The following is a 16,185-nucleotide window of genomic DNA, read 5'->3' as shown; positions in this document are numbered from 1 at the left end:
TCACGAATTGGTTAGATTGAACCCTCGCGAGAACCTTTGCAGGGCTGCATCGCGTTGTACGCCCACGGGCTTTCGACGAATTCCAAATATTTTCCGGTAGCCCTTGTTAAGCGGAGGGTGCCTCCGTATCTTCGTCCATGTGCCCGCCCGGATTGTGTCCGGGCGGCGCGTATCGACGGCGGCCACGGCGGTGGCGCGCCGAGCGATGAGCCATGTCCATTTCTGATCGGAGCCTTGTATGAACCACTCCATCAGCCTCACCGTGAACGGTGCGCGGCGCGACTTCGTCCTCGACGATCCGCGCGTCACGCTGCTCGATCTCCTGCGTGAGCGCCTCCATCTCACCGGAACCAAGAAGGGATGCGACCGCGGCCAGTGCGGAGCCTGCACCATTCTGGTCGACGGCAAGCGCATCAACTCCTGCCTTGCACTCGCCATCAGCCATGACGGCGCAGAAATCCTCACCATCGAGGGCGTGGCGCGCGGCGACCAGCTTCATCCCGTGCAGGCGGCCTTCATCGCCCATGACGGTTTTCAGTGCGGCTTCTGCACGCCCGGCCAGATCATGAGCGCGATCGGCATGATGCAGGAAGCGCAGGCCGGCAACGATCCCGAGCGTATCCGCGAGTGCATGAGCGGCAATCTGTGCCGCTGTGGCGCCTATGCCGGCATCGTCGATGCCGTGCTCGATGCGCAGGGACAGATGGATGAGACCAACCAGAGGCGCTCGGCATGAAACAGTTTGATTATGTCAGGCCGGCCACGGTCACCGAAGCCGTCGCCGCAGCCGCACAACCGGGCGCGGTGTATCTCGCCGCAGGAACCAATCTGCTCGATCTCATGAAAGGCGGCGTCAGCCGGCCGGATCGTCTGGTTGACGTCACCCATCTCGACGGGCTCGACGGAATCGAAACCCTTGCCGACGGATCGCTGCGCATCGGCGCGTTGGTCAGCAACGCCGATCTCGCGCATGACGCAAGCTTCGCAAAGTCCTATCCGGCCGTCGCCGAGGCGCTGCTGTCAGGTGCGTCCGCGCAATTGCGCAATGCCGCGACGGTCGGCGGCAATCTGCTGCAACGGACACGTTGCGCATATTTTTACGACCCCGCCAGCCGTTGCAACAAGCGCGAGGCCGGCAGTGGATGCGATGCCAGGGACGGCGAGAACCGCGGCCATGCCGTGCTCGGCTGGAGCGAGAGCTGCATCGCCACGCATCCCTCCGACTTCTGCGTGCCCCTGGTCGCGCTCGACGCCGTGGTCGAGATCGAAGGCAAGGGCGGGCGTCGCGAGATCGCGCTCGACGAGCTGCATCGCCTGCCGGGTGATGCGCCCGAGCGTGAATCGGTGCTCGAGCCCGGCGATCTCGTCGTCGCGGTGCGCCTGCCGCCCGCGGCGCGCGGCTTTGCCACGCATGCGCGCTACCTGAAGGTCCGCGAACGCACCTCCTATGCTTTCGCGATCGTCTCGGCCGCCGCGGCGTTGCGGATCGAGAACGGCAAGGTCTCGGAGGCGCGGATCGCGCTCGGCGGCGTCGCCGCAAAGCCGTGGCGCGCCCGCGCTGCCGAGGACGTATTGAGGGGTGTCGCGCCCACGGCGGACGCGTTCCAGGAAGCCGCCTGGCGAGCCCTTACCGACGCAAAGCCGTCCGGTGACAACGCCTTCAAGATCGAGCTCGCGCGCCGCATCGTCGTGCGCGCGCTGACCCTCGCTGCCGCCGGGACGCCCGCACGCATCCCCGCGCTGCCCGCGTCTCCCTTTGCCTCGACGTCCGGAGCCATTCATGCCTGAGCTCAACCCCACCAGCGCCCCCGCCCATCTGCGGCACGGCTCGAATATCGGCCAGCCCCTGACCCGCCGTGACGGCGTGCTCAAAGTCACGGGGCGGGCGACCTACGCCGCCGACAATCATCCGCCCGGTATGCTGTTCGCGGTGATCGCCGTGTCCACCATCGCGCATGGCCGCGTGACCTTCCTCGATGTCGGCGCCGCCAAGCGGCATCCCGGCGTCGTCGACGTCATGACGCCGGAGCACAAGCCGCAGCTCGCGATCGACCCGGAGATCAAGACCAATCCGTTCGTGTTCCGGATGGAGGCGTTGCAGAGCAACGAAGTGCGTTATGCCAACCAGCCCATCGCGGTCGTGATCGCGGAAACGCTTGAAGCGGCGACGGAAGGCGCGGTGCTGCTGGCGCCGCGCTACGAGACGTTGCCCCCGCTGGTCGGCCTCGACGCCGGCGAGAGCTTCGTGCCGCCCGTCGTTGGCGTCGGCAATCCCACCGAAAATCATCGCGGTGATGTCGAGGCGGGTCTTGCCTCGGCCGAAAAGCAGATTGACGCGACTTACGAGACGCCGCCGCAATATCACAACGCGATGGAGCCGCATGCGATCGTGGTTCAATGGGACGGCGACAGCCTCTCCGTGGACATGCCGACCCAGGGTTTGAAGCTGTCGCTGGCGCGCATCGCCGAGCTGTTCGGCATCGCGCACGACAAGATTCACATCCGCAGTCCCTTCCTCGGCGGCGGCTTCGGCTCCAAGGGCCTCATGGGCGGCCCGCCGGTCCTCGGCATCATGGCCGCCAAGCTGGCGGGAAGGCCGATCAAGCTCGTCCTCCGCCGTGAGCAGATGTACGGCCCGGTCGGCCATCGCGCGCCGACCCGCCAGCGCCTGCGCCTCGGTGCCGACGCTGAGGGACGTCTGACCGCGCTCGATCATCATGCGCGGACGGTGTCGAGTACGTTCGACGATTTCTACGAGCCGGCGGCCGACGCCTCGCACACGCTCTATGCGGCGCCCGCGATCCGCACCACGCATGATGCCGTGCGCGTCAACACGGGAACGCCGCTGTTCATGCGCGCGCCCGGCGAGGCGACCGGCTCGATCGCGCTGGAGAGCGCGATCGACGAGATGGCGTGGGCCTGCGGCATGGATCCGCTGGCCTTCCGCCTGAAGAACTATGCCGAGGTCGAGCCGATCACCGGAAAACCGTTTTCCTCGAAAGCGCTGCGCGCCTGTTACGATCAGGGCGCGGCGCGTTTCGGCTGGGCGAAGCGCTCGCTCCAGCCGCGACAGATGCGCGATGATGCCGGACTTCTGGTCGGCTGGGGGATGGGCACCGCGACGTTCCCCGCGCTGATGTTTCAGGCCGAAGCGCGCGCCGTGATCCGCCGTGACGGTTCCGGCGCGATGGAGATCGGCGCGCACGATATGGGGCAGGGCGCATGGACGGCGCTGGCGCAGATCGCGGCCGACGAACTCGGTCTCGATATCGACCGCGTCGAGTTCAAGGCCGGCTCGTCCGACTTGCCGGATGCGGGCATTGCCGGCGGCTCGGCGCACACGGCAACGGCGGGTGCTGCGATCCACAGCGCGGGTGCTGCCGTGATCGCCAAGCTCGCCGATCTCGCCACGGGCGACGAGCGCTCGCCGCTGTTCGGCGCCGGCAATACCGGCGTGATCGCGCGCGAGGGACGGCTGGTCCGTCGCGACGACGAGAGCCGCGGCGAGAGCTATGCCGAGATCCTCGCGCGGGCCGGCGTCGCCGAGGTCGAGGCGCGCGGCACCGGCGCGCCGAACCCGGCTGCGATGGAAGAGTATGCCATGCATGCCCACGGCGCGGTGTTCGCGGAAGTGAAGGTCGATCCCGAGCTCGGCCAGGTCCGCGTCAGCCGCATGGTCGGCGCGTTTGCAGCGGGACGGATCGTCAATCCGCACCTGGTGAAGAGCCAGCTGTTCGGCGGCATGATCTGGGGCATGTCCTTTGCGCTGCACGAGGAGGCCATCACCGACCGCCGCACCGGGCGGATCATGAACGCCAATCTCGGCGAGTACCACGTCCCCGTGAATGCCGACGTGCCGCCGCTCGACGTGATCACGGTCGACGAGTACGACCCTCACGTCAACGCGCTCGGTATCAAGGGCGTCGGCGAGATCGGCATCACCGGCAGTGCCGGCGCGGTCGCGAACGCGGTCTGGCATGCGACCGGCGTACGTGTCCGCAGTTTCCCGATCCGGATCGAGGAGCTGCTGACGCGGCTTTGAGGCGCGGTGCGCGGGCAGGGTGGTCGCATTTGGCAGCAGCTTCCCCGCAGCGCATCCTTCGGGACGCCCGCCGTTGGCGGGCCCTCAGGATGAGGGCGGAGTGCGCGGCTGCAGTTTTAGGGCACGCCGATCACGTTTAGCCTCACCCTGAGGAGACCGCGAAGCGGTCGTCTCGAAGGGCGAGGCGCTTGCTCCGATGTCGCGGCGAAGCATAAGCGATTGCCTCTGCTTACCGGATCGAGCCGGAGAAATTGTCGATGTCGGGCGAGGCGCGCGCCGGAAACAGCCGTGCGGTCGAGGAGTTGTCGAGCCTGCGCTTGCACTTCGCCTCGTCGTTGGTCTCCTCGCCGGTGCGCTTGGTTGCAAACGAATCGTCGAGACGGTTGACGATCAGCATGGCGTGGTCGCGCTCCAGCGTGTCGGGATTCTTGCGCCTTTCGTCGGCGCGGAAGGTGCCACCGACGATCTTGCCCGTCATCTCGTAGTCGCAGCCGGCCTTCCAGTCGCCCTGTTCCCATTTCCAGCCCTGCGCGCTCAGCTTGTTGTCCTTGTCGATGGTGACCTTCAGAATCGCGTTATAGGCGAGCCAGATGCCGGCGAGGCCTGCGCGCTTGTCGTCGAAGCCTTCGAGAAGTGCGATCCGCTCGCGCTGGAGGGCATCGACGTGATCGCGCGCGTCGGCCGTGAAGTGCATCTCCGAGGTCCGCTTATTCCAGGCCGGATGGAGAAATTCCGGGAATTCTTCGGTCTGCGTGCGCACCCAGTTGCGCTGGTCCTCCGTCAGCGCGCGCCGCGTCGCATCGTCGAGCCGCGGCAGCAGCGCCTTCCAGGCGCGGTTCAGGCGCTGGTCGTTCTCGGCAAGATCGGGGTCGGAGCAAATCTCCTCGTCGGTCGCGGTCTCTGGACGCGTGCAGTCGAAGGTCGGTGCGACGAAAGACGTCTCGGCCTTGTCGGCGCCGTCGGAGCTGCCGCTCGCGAAATACGTGCCGGTGATCTGCGAGCGATCATCGCAATCATCACGATCCCCGATCGTATCGTCGCCATCGGTCATGACGACGCGAAGGGTCTCGCCCTGACGGCGGAGCTTGATGGTCGGGAGTTTCGCCGGCTTCGCGCGTTGCTCGCCTGCCGGCGGAGCGGCATTCGGCGGCAGCTGGATCGACCCGCTCAGCCAGCTGCCGGCCTTCGTCACGGACGTGCTCAGCTTGCATTGCCGATGCTTGTCGCTGCCGTAATAGGCGTTCATGTCGATGGTCAGTTGTCGCGCGCCGTTCGCATCCGGTGAGACGGTGAGGCTTCCGAACGCGTTAGCCCATTTGCCGGAGAGCCCGCTGCGGCCGAAGCCACCGGCGATCTCGTCGAGCGCGGCCTGGCGCCGGCGCAACGTCGCGACGAAATTGTCGTTAAGCTCGGCCTCATTGACCTCCTGCACGGTATCAGCGGCCAGCCCGATCATCTCGTTGAACCAGGCTTCGTCGCGCTTGAGAATAGGCCGGACGTTGGCGGGGCCTTTCTGGAGTGCCGCGTCGAACGATTTATCGATCGCGGCGACGAGCTTGTCGTAACCCTTTTCCTCGCAGATGGCGGTCTTGATTCCCGTGCCGTTGCTGTTGGTCTCGCCGCACAGCGTGATCTTCACCGGCGCGCTGCTGGCGGCGCGGAGGTAGTCGTCCATGGCGTAGCAACTGAGGGGAGCGAGCAGGGCCGTCGCGGTGACGAGCGCGAGGCGGAAGGGGGCGAACATTGGCGGCCCTTGGCTGGAGCGGAATCGTGCCTGCCACGTTGGTCGTGGGCGGCCTCGCCGAGGTTCAGGCAAGTGCCGGCGATACCGACGGCCACACCGATCGGGTCAGTTCAGCTTCCCGCGGAGAACCTTCACCGCCTCTTTCTGCAGTTCGATGTATTCGGCGATCGCCTTGCGCAACTCGTGCGAATGAAGCTTGTCGGCATCGCACAAGGCGATGTCGGGTACAATTTTGGCTTCGGTCTTGGCGATGGTGGTCTTCATCCGCAGGGCTCCGTTACGAAGCGGCCCCGGAGTGCCTAGGAGTCCGGGGCCGTAACCTCAGCACCTCTAAGCCAGGCTGCTCGGCTACGTCTCGTAATATAGGGCGGTTTGACCCTCAAAAATTGAGATGGCTCAAGCCGCGCAAGATAAAGGCCGGTTCCGTAACCTTGCGGGATTTGACCAACCGGGTCTCAGAACGTCGGCGGCGTGCAGGCGGAAATCACCTCGCACGGCTTGCCGCCGACGCAGCGGAAGCGGTGTGGACGGCGGCTTTCGAAATAATAGGCATCGCCGGGATTGAGGATGCGGCGCTCGTCCTCGACGGTGACCTCCAACTTGCCGGAGATCACGATACCGCCTTCCTCGCCCTCATGGACGAGGTGGACGCGGCCGGTGTCGCTGCCAGGCTCGTAGCGCTCCTTCAGGATCTGCAGGCTGCGGCCGAACAGATTGTCGCCGATCTGCCGGTACGAGATCGGCTTCTTGCCGACCTCGGTCAGCTCCTCGGCGCGGTAGAAGATCTTGCGCCGGGTCTCAGGCTCCAGCGCGAAGAACTCGGCGAGCCCCATCGGGATGCCGTCGAGGATGCGCTTGAGCGCGCCCACCGAAGGGTTCATCTGGTTGGATTCGATCAGCGAGATCGTCGAATTGGTGACCCCGGCCCGCTTGGCGAGCTCGCGCTGCGACAGCTTGTGGCGCGCCCGGATGAATCGCAGCCGTCCACCGATGTCGACGCTCATGTCCAGGTCCCGTGTTGCAGGTGTTGCGGATCGCGCAAATATGGACCGGCAGCCCCAGACAAATCAATGGGTTGCGGCAGAGCAGAAAAGGACTTGTTGCGCATTCCAAGCCGTGGCTCAGCTAGGAGGTCAGCAAAGGAGCGCGGCCGTGACCCTTCATCAGATTCCGAACACTATCAAGACCGACTCGTTCTGGATGCCGTTCACGGCCAACCGGCAGTTCAAGAAGGCGCCGCGCCTGTTCTCCTCGGCCGAGGGCATGCACTACACCACCGTCGACGGTCGCAAGGTGATCGACGGCTCCGCCGGCCTTTGGTGCGTCAACGCCGGCCACGGCCGCAAGCAGATCGCCGCTGCCGTCGAGCGCCAGCTGATGACGCTGGATTTCGCGCCGTCGTTCCAGATGGGCCATCCGCTGGCCTTCGACTTCGCCGAGCGCCTCGCCGCGATCGCGCCTGATGGCCTCGACCGCATCTTCTTCACCAATTCCGGCTCGGAGTCGGTCGACACCGCGCTGAAGATCGCGCTCGCCTATCACCGCGCCACCGGCCAGGCCAGCCGCACCCGGCTGATCGGCCGTGAGCGCGGCTATCACGGCGTCGGCTTCGGCGGCACCTCGGTCGGTGGCATGGTCGCGAACCGCCGCGCCTTCACCACGCTGCTGCCGGGCGTCGATCACATCCGCCACACCCACGATCTCTCCCGCAATGCCTTCGCCAAGGACCAGCCCGAGCATGGCGCCGAGCTCGCCGACGATCTCGAGCGTCTGGTTGCCCTGCACGGCGCCGAGACCATCGCGGCCGTCATCGTCGAGCCGGTGCCCGGTTCGACCGCGGTGCTGCCGCCGCCGAAGGGCTATCTGCAACGCCTGCGCGCGATCTGCGACAAGCACGGCATCCTCCTGATCTTCGACGAGGTCATCACCGGCTTCGGCCGCCTCGGCACCCCGTTCGCCGCCCAGTTCTTCGGCGTCACGCCGGACCTGATGACGACGGCCAAGGGCATCACCAACGGCACCATTCCCTGCGGCGCGGTGTTCGCGAGCCGCAAGGTGCATGACGGCATGATGGTCGGCCCGGAGAACGCGATGGAGCTGTTCCACGGCTACACCTACTCCGCGCATCCGACCGCCTGCGCCGCCGGCATCGCGACGCTCGACATCTACAAGGACGAAGGCCTGCTGACGCGCGGTGCGTCAATCGCCGAATATTGGCGCGATGCGCTGCATTCGCTCAAGGGTCTGCCGAACGTCGTCGACATCCGCAATTGCGGCCTGATGGGTGCGGTCGAGCTGGCGCCGCGCGATGGCGTCGTCGGTGCGCGCGGCTATGACGTGATGGTCGACTGCTTCAACACCGGGCTTTATTTGCGCATGAGCGGCGACAGCTTCGCGATGTCGCCTCCGCTCATCGTCGAGAAGAGCCAGATCGACCAGATGGTCTCGATCCTCGGCGACGCCATCAAGAAGGTGGCTTGATAATTGCTCTCGCCGTTGCGAGTTGTGTCCTTGCAGCGGCGAGAAGCGATGCCGCGGGAGTTTGACGAAGCGTGAAAGTCCTGATCCTCGGCAGCGGTGTCATCGGTGTCACCTCTGCCTACTACCTCGCCCGTGCGGGCCACGAGGTGACGGTCGTCGACCGTCAGCCCGAACCTGCGCTCGAGACTTCGTTCGCCAATGCCGGCGAGGTGTCGCCCGGCTATTCCTCGCCCTGGGCCGGCCCCGGCGTGCCGGTGAAGGCGGTGAAGTGGCTTCTGATGAAGCATGGCCCGCTGGTGGTCCGGCCGAAGCTCGATCCCGTGATGTGGGTCTGGCTGCTCAAGATGCTGCGCAACTGCACCAGCGCGCGCTACGCGGTCAACAAGAGCCGGATGATTCCGATCGCGGAGTACAGCCGCGATTCCTTGCGCGATCTGCGCCGCGACATCGGCATCCAGTATGACGAGCGCGCGCAAGGTACGCTGCAGCTGTTTCGCTACCAGGCGCAGCTCGACGGCACCGGCGAAGACATCGCCGTGCTCAAGCAATATGGCGTGCCGTTCGAGGTGCTGAGCCGCGAGGGCTGCATCGCGGTCGAGCCGGCGCTGTCGGGCGTGAAGGAGAAGTTCGTCGGCGGGCTTCGCCTGCCGCAGGACGAGACCGGCGACTGCCACATGTTCACGCAGGCGCTGGCCAGGCATGCCGAGGCGCTCGGCGTGCGCTTCATGTTCAACACCTCGATCGATCGCATCGTCACCGACGGCGCGCGCGTCAGCGGTGTCGCCACCAGTGCCGGTATGCTGCAGGCGGACGCCTACGTGCTCGCGCTCGGCAGCTATTCGTCTCGGTTGGCCGCGCCGCTCGGCATCTCGCTGCCGGTATATCCGGTGAAGGGCTATTCGATCACGGTGCCGATCAAGGACGCCTCCGGCGCGCCGGAATCCACCGTGATGGACGAGAGTTACAAGGTCGCGATCACCCGTCTCGGCGATCGCATCCGCGTCGGCGGCACCGCGGAAATCTCCGGCTATTCGGACAAGCTCTACGACGCGCGCCGCGCCACGCTCGATCATTCGCTGACCGACCTGTTCCCGCGCGGCGGCGATCTGTCCAGGGCGACGTTCTGGAGCGGCCTGCGTCCGATGACGCCGGACGGTCCGCCCGTGATTGGCCCGACGCAATACGCCAACCTCCACCTCAACACCGGCCACGGCACGCTCGGGTGGACCATGTCCTGCGGCTCGGGGCGCGTCCTCGCCGACATGCTGTCGGGCAAGAAGCCGGACATCGACGTCAGCGCGCTGACGGTGGACCGGTATAATCACCGGTTTGGTTGATTGATGTCGTCATTCCGGGGCGATGCGAAGCATCGAACCCGGAATCTCGAGATTCCGGGTTCGCCTCTTCGAGGCGCCCCGGAATGACGGCAGCGAAGTCAGTCCGCTCCCGTCACGCAATTCACCCACAGCACGACGGCCTTCGCATCATTCGCCGGGTTCGAGAACCGGTGCGGCCTGCGGCTCGCAAACCTAAAACTGTCGCCGGTTTTCAGCGACCAGGTCTCGCTGTCCACCGTCAGCATCATCTCGCCTTCGAGCACGAGGCCGGCTTCCTCGCCGTCATGGGTGTAGAGCTCGTCGCCGGTGGAGCCGCCGGGCTCCAGATGCACCAGGAACAAATTGAGCTTGTTGTCGGCGCTGGCCGGGCTCAGCAATTGTTTCGACACACCGGTGCGCCAGAGCTTCAACTCCGGGCGCTGCAGTCCGCGCGTCACCACCTGATCCGAGGCGCCGTCAGCGCTCGGGCTTGCGCCGAACAATGCGGCGATGCCGACGCCGAGCACGTCGGCGAGCGTGGCCAGCACGCGCAGCGAGGGGGAGGACAGGCCGCGCTCGATCTGGCTGAGGAAGCCGATCGACAATTCCGTGCGCGAAGCGACCGTCTCCAGCGAAAATTGCCTGACGCGCCGGAGATCGCGAATGCGGCGGCCGACCGCGACGTCCATCGCGGGCTCCGCCGGCTTGGCACTTGCCCTCGTGCCCGCTTTGGATTTCGCTCGCTTCGCCGGCTTTGCGGCGGCCGGTTTGCGCATTCTTTTGCCACCGCTCACGTCAAACCGCTTCCTTCATGTGCATGAAAACCGCTTGCATCGTCCGCGAAAGTGTGACCAAATTTTCATATTGGTGAAAATAGGCCGAAACGGCGCGTCCCGCAACGTCTGATCAGAACAACGTCTGATCAAGACAGCGCAAGCGCCGACATCGGCAGACCCAAAGGGGGATGCGATGAAGCGTATTGTTCAGGCCGCAATGGCGGCGCTCGCGATTGCGGCAGCGATGCCGGCCTCGGCGCAACAGGTGCTGAAGGTGGGATCGACGCCGACGGGCATTCCCTTCACTTTCCTCGACACCAAGACCAACACCATCCAGGGTATCATGGTCGATCTCATCACCGAGGTCGGCAAGGACGCCGGCTTCAATGTCCAGATCGAGCCGATGCAGTTCTCGGCGCTGATCCCCTCGCTGACCTCAAGCAAGATCGACATCATTGCCGCCGCGATGTTCATCACGCCGCCGCGCAAGGAGGTCGTCGACTTCTCCGATCCGATCTACACCTATGGTGAGGGCCTCGTCGTGCCGAAGGGCGACACCAAGGCCTATGCCACCCAGGACGATCTGAAGGGTGAGACCGTCGGCGCGCAAGTAGGCACCGCCTTCGTCGACGCGCTGAAGAAGACCGGCCTGTTCGCCGACGTGAAGGCCTACGACACCATTCCGGACATCCTGCGCGACGTGAACACCGGCCGCCTCAAGGCCGGCTATGCCGACTATCCGATCCTCGCCTACAATCTGAAGCAGGGCGGCTTCCCCGAAGTGCGCCTCGTCGAAGGCTACAAGCCCGTCACCGTCGGCTCGGTCGGCATCGGCGTGCGCAAGGGCGAGACCGCGCTGCTCGGCAAGATCAACGCCTCGCTGACCAAGCTGAAGGCCAACGGCACCATCGCCAAGATCCTCGACAAATGGGGCCTGAAGGCCCAGGGCTGATAAGGTCTGATCGATGCAGGCTGCCCGATGAAAGGCTTCTGGCACGACGCCGCCGAGTTCTTCCCGATACTGATGAGCGGCGTCGCGCTGACGATCGTTGTCACCATCGGCTCGCTGCTGCTCTCGACGGTGCTCGGCCTGATCTGGGCGATGATGCGGGTCTCCGGCATCAAGGCCCTGTCGATGCTCAGCGCCAGCCTGATCAATGTGATCCGCGGCATCCCGATCATCGTGCTGCTGTTCTATCTCTACTTCGTGATGCCCGATCTCGGCGTCACGCTCAGTGCTCTGCAGGCAGCGATCCTCGGGCTCGGCATTGCCTATTCGGCCTATCAGGCCGAGAACTTCCGCGCCGGAATCGAGGCGATCGACAAGGGCCAGATCGAGGCGGCGCAGTCGATCGGCATGGGCTGGTGGCTGACCATGCGCCGCGTGGTGCTGCCGCAGGCGGTTCGCATCGTGCTGCCGCCCTACGGCAACGTCATGATCATGATGCTGAAGGATTCCTCGCAGGCCTCGACCATCACGGTCGCCGAGCTCGCGCTGCAGGGCAAGCTGATCGCGTCCTCGACCTTCAAGAACACCAACGTGTTCACGCTGGTTGCGCTGATGTATCTCACCATGAGCATCCCGCTGATCCTGCTGGTCCGTCACTTCGAGAAGCGGGCCGGCAAACGATGATCGAGCTGAGCGACGTCCACAAGAGCTTTGGCAAGGTCGAGGTGCTCAAGGGCATCACGGCCTCCGTGCAGAAGGGCGAGGTGGTCTGCATCGTCGGCCCCTCCGGCTCCGGAAAATCCACCATCCTGCGCTGTATCAACGGGCTGGAAAGCTACGACCGCGGCGAGATCAGCATCGAGGGCCTGAAGGTCGATCGCGACGCCCCGTCGATCGTCAACATCCGCACCCAGGTCTCGATGGTGTTCCAGCGCTTCAACCTGTTCCCGCATCGCACGGCGCTGGAGAACGTGATCGAAGGGCCGCTCTATGTGAAGAAGGAGCCGCGAGCCCAGGCGTATGAGCGCGGCCGCACGCTGCTTGCGCGTGTCGGGCTCGCGGAGAAGGCCGACGTGCATCCGCCGCAGCTCTCCGGCGGCCAGCAGCAGCGCGTCGCCATCGCGCGGGCGCTGGCGATGCAGCCCAAGGCGATCCTGTTCGACGAGCCGACCTCGGCGCTCGATCCTGAACTGGTCGGCGACGTGCTCGGCGTGATGCGCAAGCTCGCCGACGACGGCATGACCATGGTCGTCGTCACCCACGAGATGGGCTTCGCGCGCGATGTCGCCGACCGCGTGCTGTTCATCGACGGCGGTGTGATCGTCGAGCAGGGGCCGGCCAAGGCACTGCTCAACCAACCCCAGCATCCGCGCACGCAGGACTTCCTGCGCCGTGTGCTGCATCCGCTCTGACCGGACTTCGACATGACGCGTCTGCCTCTGCCGCCCTCCCTCTATGCCGACACCGCCGTCGCGCCGGCGGCGACGCCGCCGCTCGATACGGACAAGAACGTGTCCGTCGCGATCATCGGTGGCGGCTATACGGGCCTCTCCACGGCGCTGCATCTGGCGGAGCAGGGCGTCGAGGCGTTGGTGCTGGAAGCGCAGGAACCGGGCTGGGGCGCTTCGGGCAACAATGGCGGCCACACCAATCCCGGTCTGAAGCACGACCCTGATCAGATCGAAGCGGATTTCGGCGCCGAACTCGGCCGCCGCATGATCGACTTCGCCTACGGCACGACTGACTTCACGCACAACCTGATCCGCCGCTACCAGATCCCCTGCGAGGCACGGCAGAACGGCACGCTGCGCGCGGCCTATCACGAGGCCAGCGCCGCCGCGATCGAGAAGACGGCGCAGCAATGCATTCGCCGCGGCATGCCGGTGTCGTACCTGAACCGCGACCAGCTCCGCCAGATGACTGGCACCGATCGCTACATCGGCGCCATGCTGGACACGCGCGGCGGCGATCTGCACCCGCTCAGCTACGCCCGCGGCCTCGCGCGCGCCGCGATCTCGGCAGGCGCGAAGGTCCATGGCGAGACGCCTGCGCTGTCGCTGCGCCGCGACGGCAACCGCTGGCGCATCGAGACGCCGCGCGCGGTGGTGCATGCCGACAAGGTCCTGCTCGCCACCAACGGCTTTACCGGGGATCTCTGGCCGGCGCTCCGCCGCACCATCGTGCCGGTGTTCTCGTCGATCGCCGCCACCGCGCCGCTGTCGGATGCGGTCGCGCGTTCGATCATGCCGACGCGGCCGGTGCTCTACGAGAGCGGCCACATCACGGTCTATTACCGTATCGACCAGAACAACCGTCTGTTGATGGGCGGACGCGGGCCGATGCGCTGGATCAAGTCGCCCGACGACGTCGCCTATCTCATTCGCTATGCCGAGCGGCTGTGGCCGCAGCTCAAGGGCGTCGCCTGGACCCATGGCTGGAACAGCCGCCTCGCCATCACGAGCGACCACTACCCACATGTGCACGAGCCCGCGGACAGCGTCCTGATCTCGCTCGGCTGCAATGGTCGCGGCGTTGCGCTCGCGACCGCGATGGGAGCCCAGCTCGCGCGCCGGCTGATCGGCGGCGCCAAGGCCGAGATCGACATGCCCATCACGGGCATCAAGCCGATCCCGATGCACGCGTTCTGGCCGGTCGGCGTGACGACGGCCGTGATCGCGGGCCGCGTCCGGGACCGGCTCGGCATTTGAAGAAGGCGCCGCTCCGGTCGGTAGCGACGCCTTGCATCGTCGGCAGAAATTGCGTGTCAGCAGCGGCCTTGCTTCCACAGGCCGGGCGGGCAGCCGTGATGGCGCCAGCCGACCTTGCGTCCCCGCGACCATCCGTGCGGCGTGCCATGGTGATGGTGGCCCATCGAATGGCCGTGACCATGGCCATGGCCGTGACCACCGCCATGGCCACCCTTGGCCAGTGCAGGGCCGGTCAACGTGAAGCCGGCCGCAATGATCAGCGACGCGGCGAGCGCAAGTTTCTTCATCATGTCCTCCACGGGAGCGAGCGCATTTGTCCGTTTAGCGAACGAACTGTGCGCAGCTAAGTTCCGCGAATGTGGAGGAGTCGTGATGCTCGCGTTGATGCGCAGTCGCGCGCAAGTACAACGCGCGCTGGCAGAAACGCGTAGGGATCGCTGTGTTCAGCCTTCCGCCACCGCGTCGGCCCAGGGCTGGAAGATCTCGACTGCGCCGGAATTGACGTCGCCCTCGCGCATGACGACGCTCGGACAGGCGAACTTCTGCGGCAAGGTCTGCAACCGGCTCTCTTCAAAGTCGAAGCGTGCGGCCAGGACCTTACGCACGTCCTCCGGCAGGCGGGCGTCGCCGATCACCACCGCGCCTTCGCTGGCGTCGATGCGCGGCTGATGGATGGCGGCATCGAGATCCATGCCGAAATCCATCGCGAAGGAGACGAGCTGCATGACGGAGGGCAGGATGCGCCGTCCGCCGGATGCGCCGACGGCGAGGCGCTTGCCGTCCTTCGTCTCGGCGATCACAGGCGTGTAGTTGCAGAGGCAGCGCTTGCCGGGTGCCAGCGAGTTGGTGGTGCCCGGTGTCGGGTCGAACCACATGATGCCGTTGTTCATGGTGATGCCGGTGTGCGGCGTCACGTAGCGCGAACCGAACGACGAGAGCAGCGTCTGCGTCACCGCCGCGATGTTGCCGTGACGGTCGACCACCGAGAAATGCGTCGTGCAGGCGGGCGCGAGATATTCGGCGCCGAGCGAGCGCTTGCCGTCGGCATCGCCCATATCCTTGAGCCGCTCGCGGAAGGCTGCCTGCAAGGCGAGCGCATATTCGACATAAGCGCCGGCATCGGGCGCGCCTGCGGGCGCCCAGCTCTCCTGCAACAGGCGCAGCGCGTGCGCCATCGTCGGCCCCGCCGTGAGCTCCGGCGTCGCATACACCTTGCCCCCGCGATAGGGGATCGCCAGCGGCGCGCGCAGATGGGCGCGGAAGGCGGCGAGATCCTCCACTGACAGCGTACCGCCGTCGGCCTTGATGTCGGAAGCAATGCTCCTGGCGAGATCGCCCTGGTAGAAGTCGCGCGGTCCGGCCTCGGCAAGATGCGACAGCGTCGCCTTCAGGCCGTCCTGCGGCATCCGCGTCTCGGCCTTGATGCCCCACGGCGCGCTCGGCGGCAGGCCGTCCTTCAGGTACGCTGCCGCGCTCGCGGGATAGCGCCGGAGATCGGCGGCGGAGCCCGCGATCGTCCCCGTCGTCCACCAATCGACCAGCAGGCCTTCGCCCGCGAGTTTCGCCGCCGGCGCGACCAGGTCCTTCCAGGGCATCCTGGCGTAGCGGCGATGCGCCTCTTCCATTCCGGCGACGACGCCGGGCACGGCAATCGAGCCGGGGCCATGGATGTTGCGATCATCCTTCACGCGCGGCCAGGGAAACAGGTCGGAGGCGGCGCCTTCGCCGCTGAGCGGATAGTCGGCAGTACGCAGGCTCTGCGGGGCGCACATGCCGTAGTCGATCACTTCGGTGCGATTTTCCTTGGCGCGGTACAGCACCATCGCGCCGCCGCCGCCGATGCCGCTATTCCAGGGCTCCAGCACATTCAGCGCAAACGTGGTCGCGACGATCGCGTCGACGCAGTCGCCTCCCGCGGCCAGCACCTCCGCCCCCACTTCGGCCGCCCGCCGCGATTGCGAGGCGACGATGCCGCCCTTGGACGTGACGGCGGGTTTGCGGACGGTTTGGTTGAGGCTGAACTGATGAGGCATGATGTCGTCTTGATCTCTGGATTCTATTGTCTTGTGACAGCCGCCTTATGCCAGCTGTCTTGCGTCAGGCGTCTTGCCTGGCAGCGTTGAATGCGCGGCTGCGCGATTGGCGGTACGCGCGGACAATGGCACATTG

General features: G+C 66.0%; 15 protein-coding genes. 9 read left to right on the top strand and 6 right to left on the bottom strand.

Features of this window, described 5'->3' with window-relative positions; genetic code table 11:
- Window positions 1-238: 238 nt before the first annotated feature.
- The 3 genes from QRQ56_RS26245 to QRQ56_RS26235 are packed head-to-tail and all read left to right on the top strand — an operon-like array spanning window position 239 to window position 4,042.
- A complete protein-coding gene (locus QRQ56_RS26245; protein WP_438744044.1) occupies window positions 239-736 on the top strand; it encodes a (2Fe-2S)-binding protein in 498 nt (165 codons plus the stop codon).
- Window positions 733-1,788 carry an FAD binding domain-containing protein gene (locus QRQ56_RS26240; protein WP_438744042.1) on the top strand — a complete coding sequence of 352 codons (1,056 nt, stop codon included), beginning with the start codon at window positions 733-735 and terminating at the stop codon, window positions 1,786-1,788. Before QRQ56_RS26245 ends, QRQ56_RS26240 begins: the two co-directional genes overlap by 4 nt.
- Window positions 1,781-4,042 (top strand): xanthine dehydrogenase family protein molybdopterin-binding subunit, encoded by a 2,262-nt coding sequence (locus tag QRQ56_RS26235; RefSeq protein WP_438744041.1) that lies wholly within the window; start codon window positions 1,781-1,783, stop codon window positions 4,040-4,042. The genes QRQ56_RS26240 and QRQ56_RS26235 overlap by 8 nt, the downstream gene beginning before the upstream one ends.
- A 229-nt stretch (window positions 4,043-4,271) precedes the next feature.
- Here the strand turns inward: QRQ56_RS26235 and QRQ56_RS26230 are convergent, their stop codons facing one another.
- The 3 genes from QRQ56_RS26230 to QRQ56_RS26220 all read right to left on the bottom strand — a co-directional run bounded on the left by QRQ56_RS26230 (window position 4,272) and on the right by QRQ56_RS26220 (window position 6,790).
- A complete protein-coding gene (locus QRQ56_RS26230; protein ID WP_438744039.1) occupies window positions 4,272-5,786 on the bottom strand; it encodes a lysozyme inhibitor LprI family protein in 1,515 nt (504 codons plus the stop codon).
- A gap of 105 nt (window positions 5,787-5,891) precedes the next feature.
- Window positions 5,892-6,050 (bottom strand): hypothetical protein, encoded by a 159-nt coding sequence (locus tag QRQ56_RS26225; protein ID WP_438744038.1) that lies wholly within the window; start codon window positions 6,048-6,050, stop codon window positions 5,892-5,894.
- Window positions 6,051-6,241: 191 nt separating this feature from the next.
- A complete protein-coding gene (locus QRQ56_RS26220; protein WP_438744036.1) occupies window positions 6,242-6,790 on the bottom strand; it encodes a cupin domain-containing protein in 549 nt (182 codons plus the stop codon).
- A 148-nt stretch (window positions 6,791-6,938) separates the two neighbouring features.
- On the opposite strand from QRQ56_RS26220, the gene QRQ56_RS26215 reads away from it, so the two are divergent.
- Together QRQ56_RS26215 and QRQ56_RS26210 are read left to right on the top strand one after the other, a co-directional pair.
- The gene (locus QRQ56_RS26215) at window positions 6,939-8,267 is read left to right on the top strand and encodes an aspartate aminotransferase family protein (protein WP_438744035.1); all 1,329 of its coding nucleotides are present in this window, start codon (window positions 6,939-6,941) and stop codon (window positions 8,265-8,267) included.
- Window positions 8,268-8,338: 71 nt separating this feature from the next.
- Window positions 8,339-9,604: a D-amino acid dehydrogenase gene (locus tag QRQ56_RS26210; RefSeq protein ID WP_438744033.1), complete on the top strand. Its 1,266-nt coding sequence runs from the start codon at window positions 8,339-8,341 to the stop codon at window positions 9,602-9,604.
- A gap of 98 nt (window positions 9,605-9,702) precedes the next feature.
- On the opposite strand, the gene QRQ56_RS26205 is transcribed toward QRQ56_RS26210, so the two are convergent.
- Window positions 9,703-10,359, bottom strand: coding sequence for a helix-turn-helix domain-containing protein (locus QRQ56_RS26205; RefSeq protein ID WP_438744031.1), 657 nt, complete (start codon window positions 10,357-10,359; stop codon window positions 9,703-9,705).
- A gap of 193 nt (window positions 10,360-10,552) precedes the next feature.
- Between QRQ56_RS26205 and QRQ56_RS26200 the strand changes: the two genes are divergently transcribed.
- From QRQ56_RS26200 to QRQ56_RS26185, 4 genes are read left to right on the top strand one after another with little or no spacing between them, the layout of a single operon-like run.
- Window positions 10,553-11,311: an ABC transporter substrate-binding protein gene (locus QRQ56_RS26200; RefSeq protein ID WP_438744029.1), complete on the top strand. Its 759-nt coding sequence runs from the start codon at window positions 10,553-10,555 to the stop codon at window positions 11,309-11,311.
- 27 nt (window positions 11,312-11,338) lie between these two features.
- Window positions 11,339-11,992 carry an amino acid ABC transporter permease gene (locus QRQ56_RS26195; protein WP_438744028.1) on the top strand — a complete coding sequence of 218 codons (654 nt, stop codon included), beginning with the start codon at window positions 11,339-11,341 and terminating at the stop codon, window positions 11,990-11,992.
- The gene (locus QRQ56_RS26190; RefSeq protein ID WP_438744027.1) at window positions 11,989-12,720 is read left to right on the top strand and encodes an amino acid ABC transporter ATP-binding protein; all 732 of its coding nucleotides are present in this window, start codon (window positions 11,989-11,991) and stop codon (window positions 12,718-12,720) included. Before QRQ56_RS26195 ends, QRQ56_RS26190 begins: the two co-directional genes overlap by 4 nt.
- A gap of 12 nt (window positions 12,721-12,732) precedes the next feature.
- The gene (locus QRQ56_RS26185) at window positions 12,733-14,016 is read left to right on the top strand and encodes an FAD-dependent oxidoreductase (protein WP_438744025.1); all 1,284 of its coding nucleotides are present in this window, start codon (window positions 12,733-12,735) and stop codon (window positions 14,014-14,016) included.
- Between the two features lie 56 nt (window positions 14,017-14,072).
- On the opposite strand, the gene QRQ56_RS26180 is transcribed toward QRQ56_RS26185, so the two are convergent.
- A complete protein-coding gene (locus tag QRQ56_RS26180) occupies window positions 14,073-14,306 on the bottom strand; it encodes a hypothetical protein (protein ID WP_438744023.1) in 234 nt (77 codons plus the stop codon).
- Between the two features lie 153 nt (window positions 14,307-14,459).
- Window positions 14,460-16,049 carry a gamma-glutamyltransferase family protein gene (locus tag QRQ56_RS26175; protein ID WP_438744021.1) on the bottom strand — a complete coding sequence of 530 codons (1,590 nt, stop codon included), beginning with the start codon at window positions 16,047-16,049 and terminating at the stop codon, window positions 14,460-14,462.
- Window positions 16,050-16,185 lie beyond the last annotated feature (136 nt).

Origin of the sequence: Bradyrhizobium sp. U531 (genome assembly GCF_051710265.1) — a bacterium.
In the GTDB taxonomy this organism is placed as follows: Bacteria; Pseudomonadota; Alphaproteobacteria; order Rhizobiales; family Xanthobacteraceae; genus Bradyrhizobium.
This window is presented reverse-complemented; position numbering and strand designations above follow the sequence as displayed.

Coding starts and splice junctions, on each gene's coding strand:
- QRQ56_RS26245 (WP_438744044.1), top strand. CDS start 239: ATGAACCACTCCATCAGCCTCACCGTGAACGGTGCGCGGCGCGACTTC.
- QRQ56_RS26240 (WP_438744042.1), top strand. CDS start 733: ATGAAACAGTTTGATTATGTCAGGCCGGCCACGGTCACCGAAGCCGTC.
- QRQ56_RS26235 (WP_438744041.1), top strand. CDS start 1,781: ATGCCTGAGCTCAACCCCACCAGCGCCCCCGCCCATCTGCGGCACGGC.
- QRQ56_RS26230 (WP_438744039.1), bottom strand. CDS start 5,786: ATGTTCGCCCCCTTCCGCCTCGCGCTCGTCACCGCGACGGCCCTGCTC.
- QRQ56_RS26225 (WP_438744038.1), bottom strand. CDS start 6,050: ATGAAGACCACCATCGCCAAGACCGAAGCCAAAATTGTACCCGACATC.
- QRQ56_RS26220 (WP_438744036.1), bottom strand. CDS start 6,790: ATGAGCGTCGACATCGGTGGACGGCTGCGATTCATCCGGGCGCGCCAC.
- QRQ56_RS26205 (WP_438744031.1), bottom strand. CDS start 10,359: ATGCGCAAACCGGCCGCCGCAAAGCCGGCGAAGCGAGCGAAATCCAAA.
- QRQ56_RS26200 (WP_438744029.1), top strand. CDS start 10,553: ATGAAGCGTATTGTTCAGGCCGCAATGGCGGCGCTCGCGATTGCGGCA.
- QRQ56_RS26195 (WP_438744028.1), top strand. CDS start 11,339: ATGAAAGGCTTCTGGCACGACGCCGCCGAGTTCTTCCCGATACTGATG.
- QRQ56_RS26190 (WP_438744027.1), top strand. CDS start 11,989: ATGATCGAGCTGAGCGACGTCCACAAGAGCTTTGGCAAGGTCGAGGTG.
- QRQ56_RS26185 (WP_438744025.1), top strand. CDS start 12,733: ATGACGCGTCTGCCTCTGCCGCCCTCCCTCTATGCCGACACCGCCGTC.
- QRQ56_RS26180 (WP_438744023.1), bottom strand. CDS start 14,306: ATGATGAAGAAACTTGCGCTCGCCGCGTCGCTGATCATTGCGGCCGGC.
- QRQ56_RS26175 (WP_438744021.1), bottom strand. CDS start 16,049: ATGCCTCATCAGTTCAGCCTCAACCAAACCGTCCGCAAACCCGCCGTC.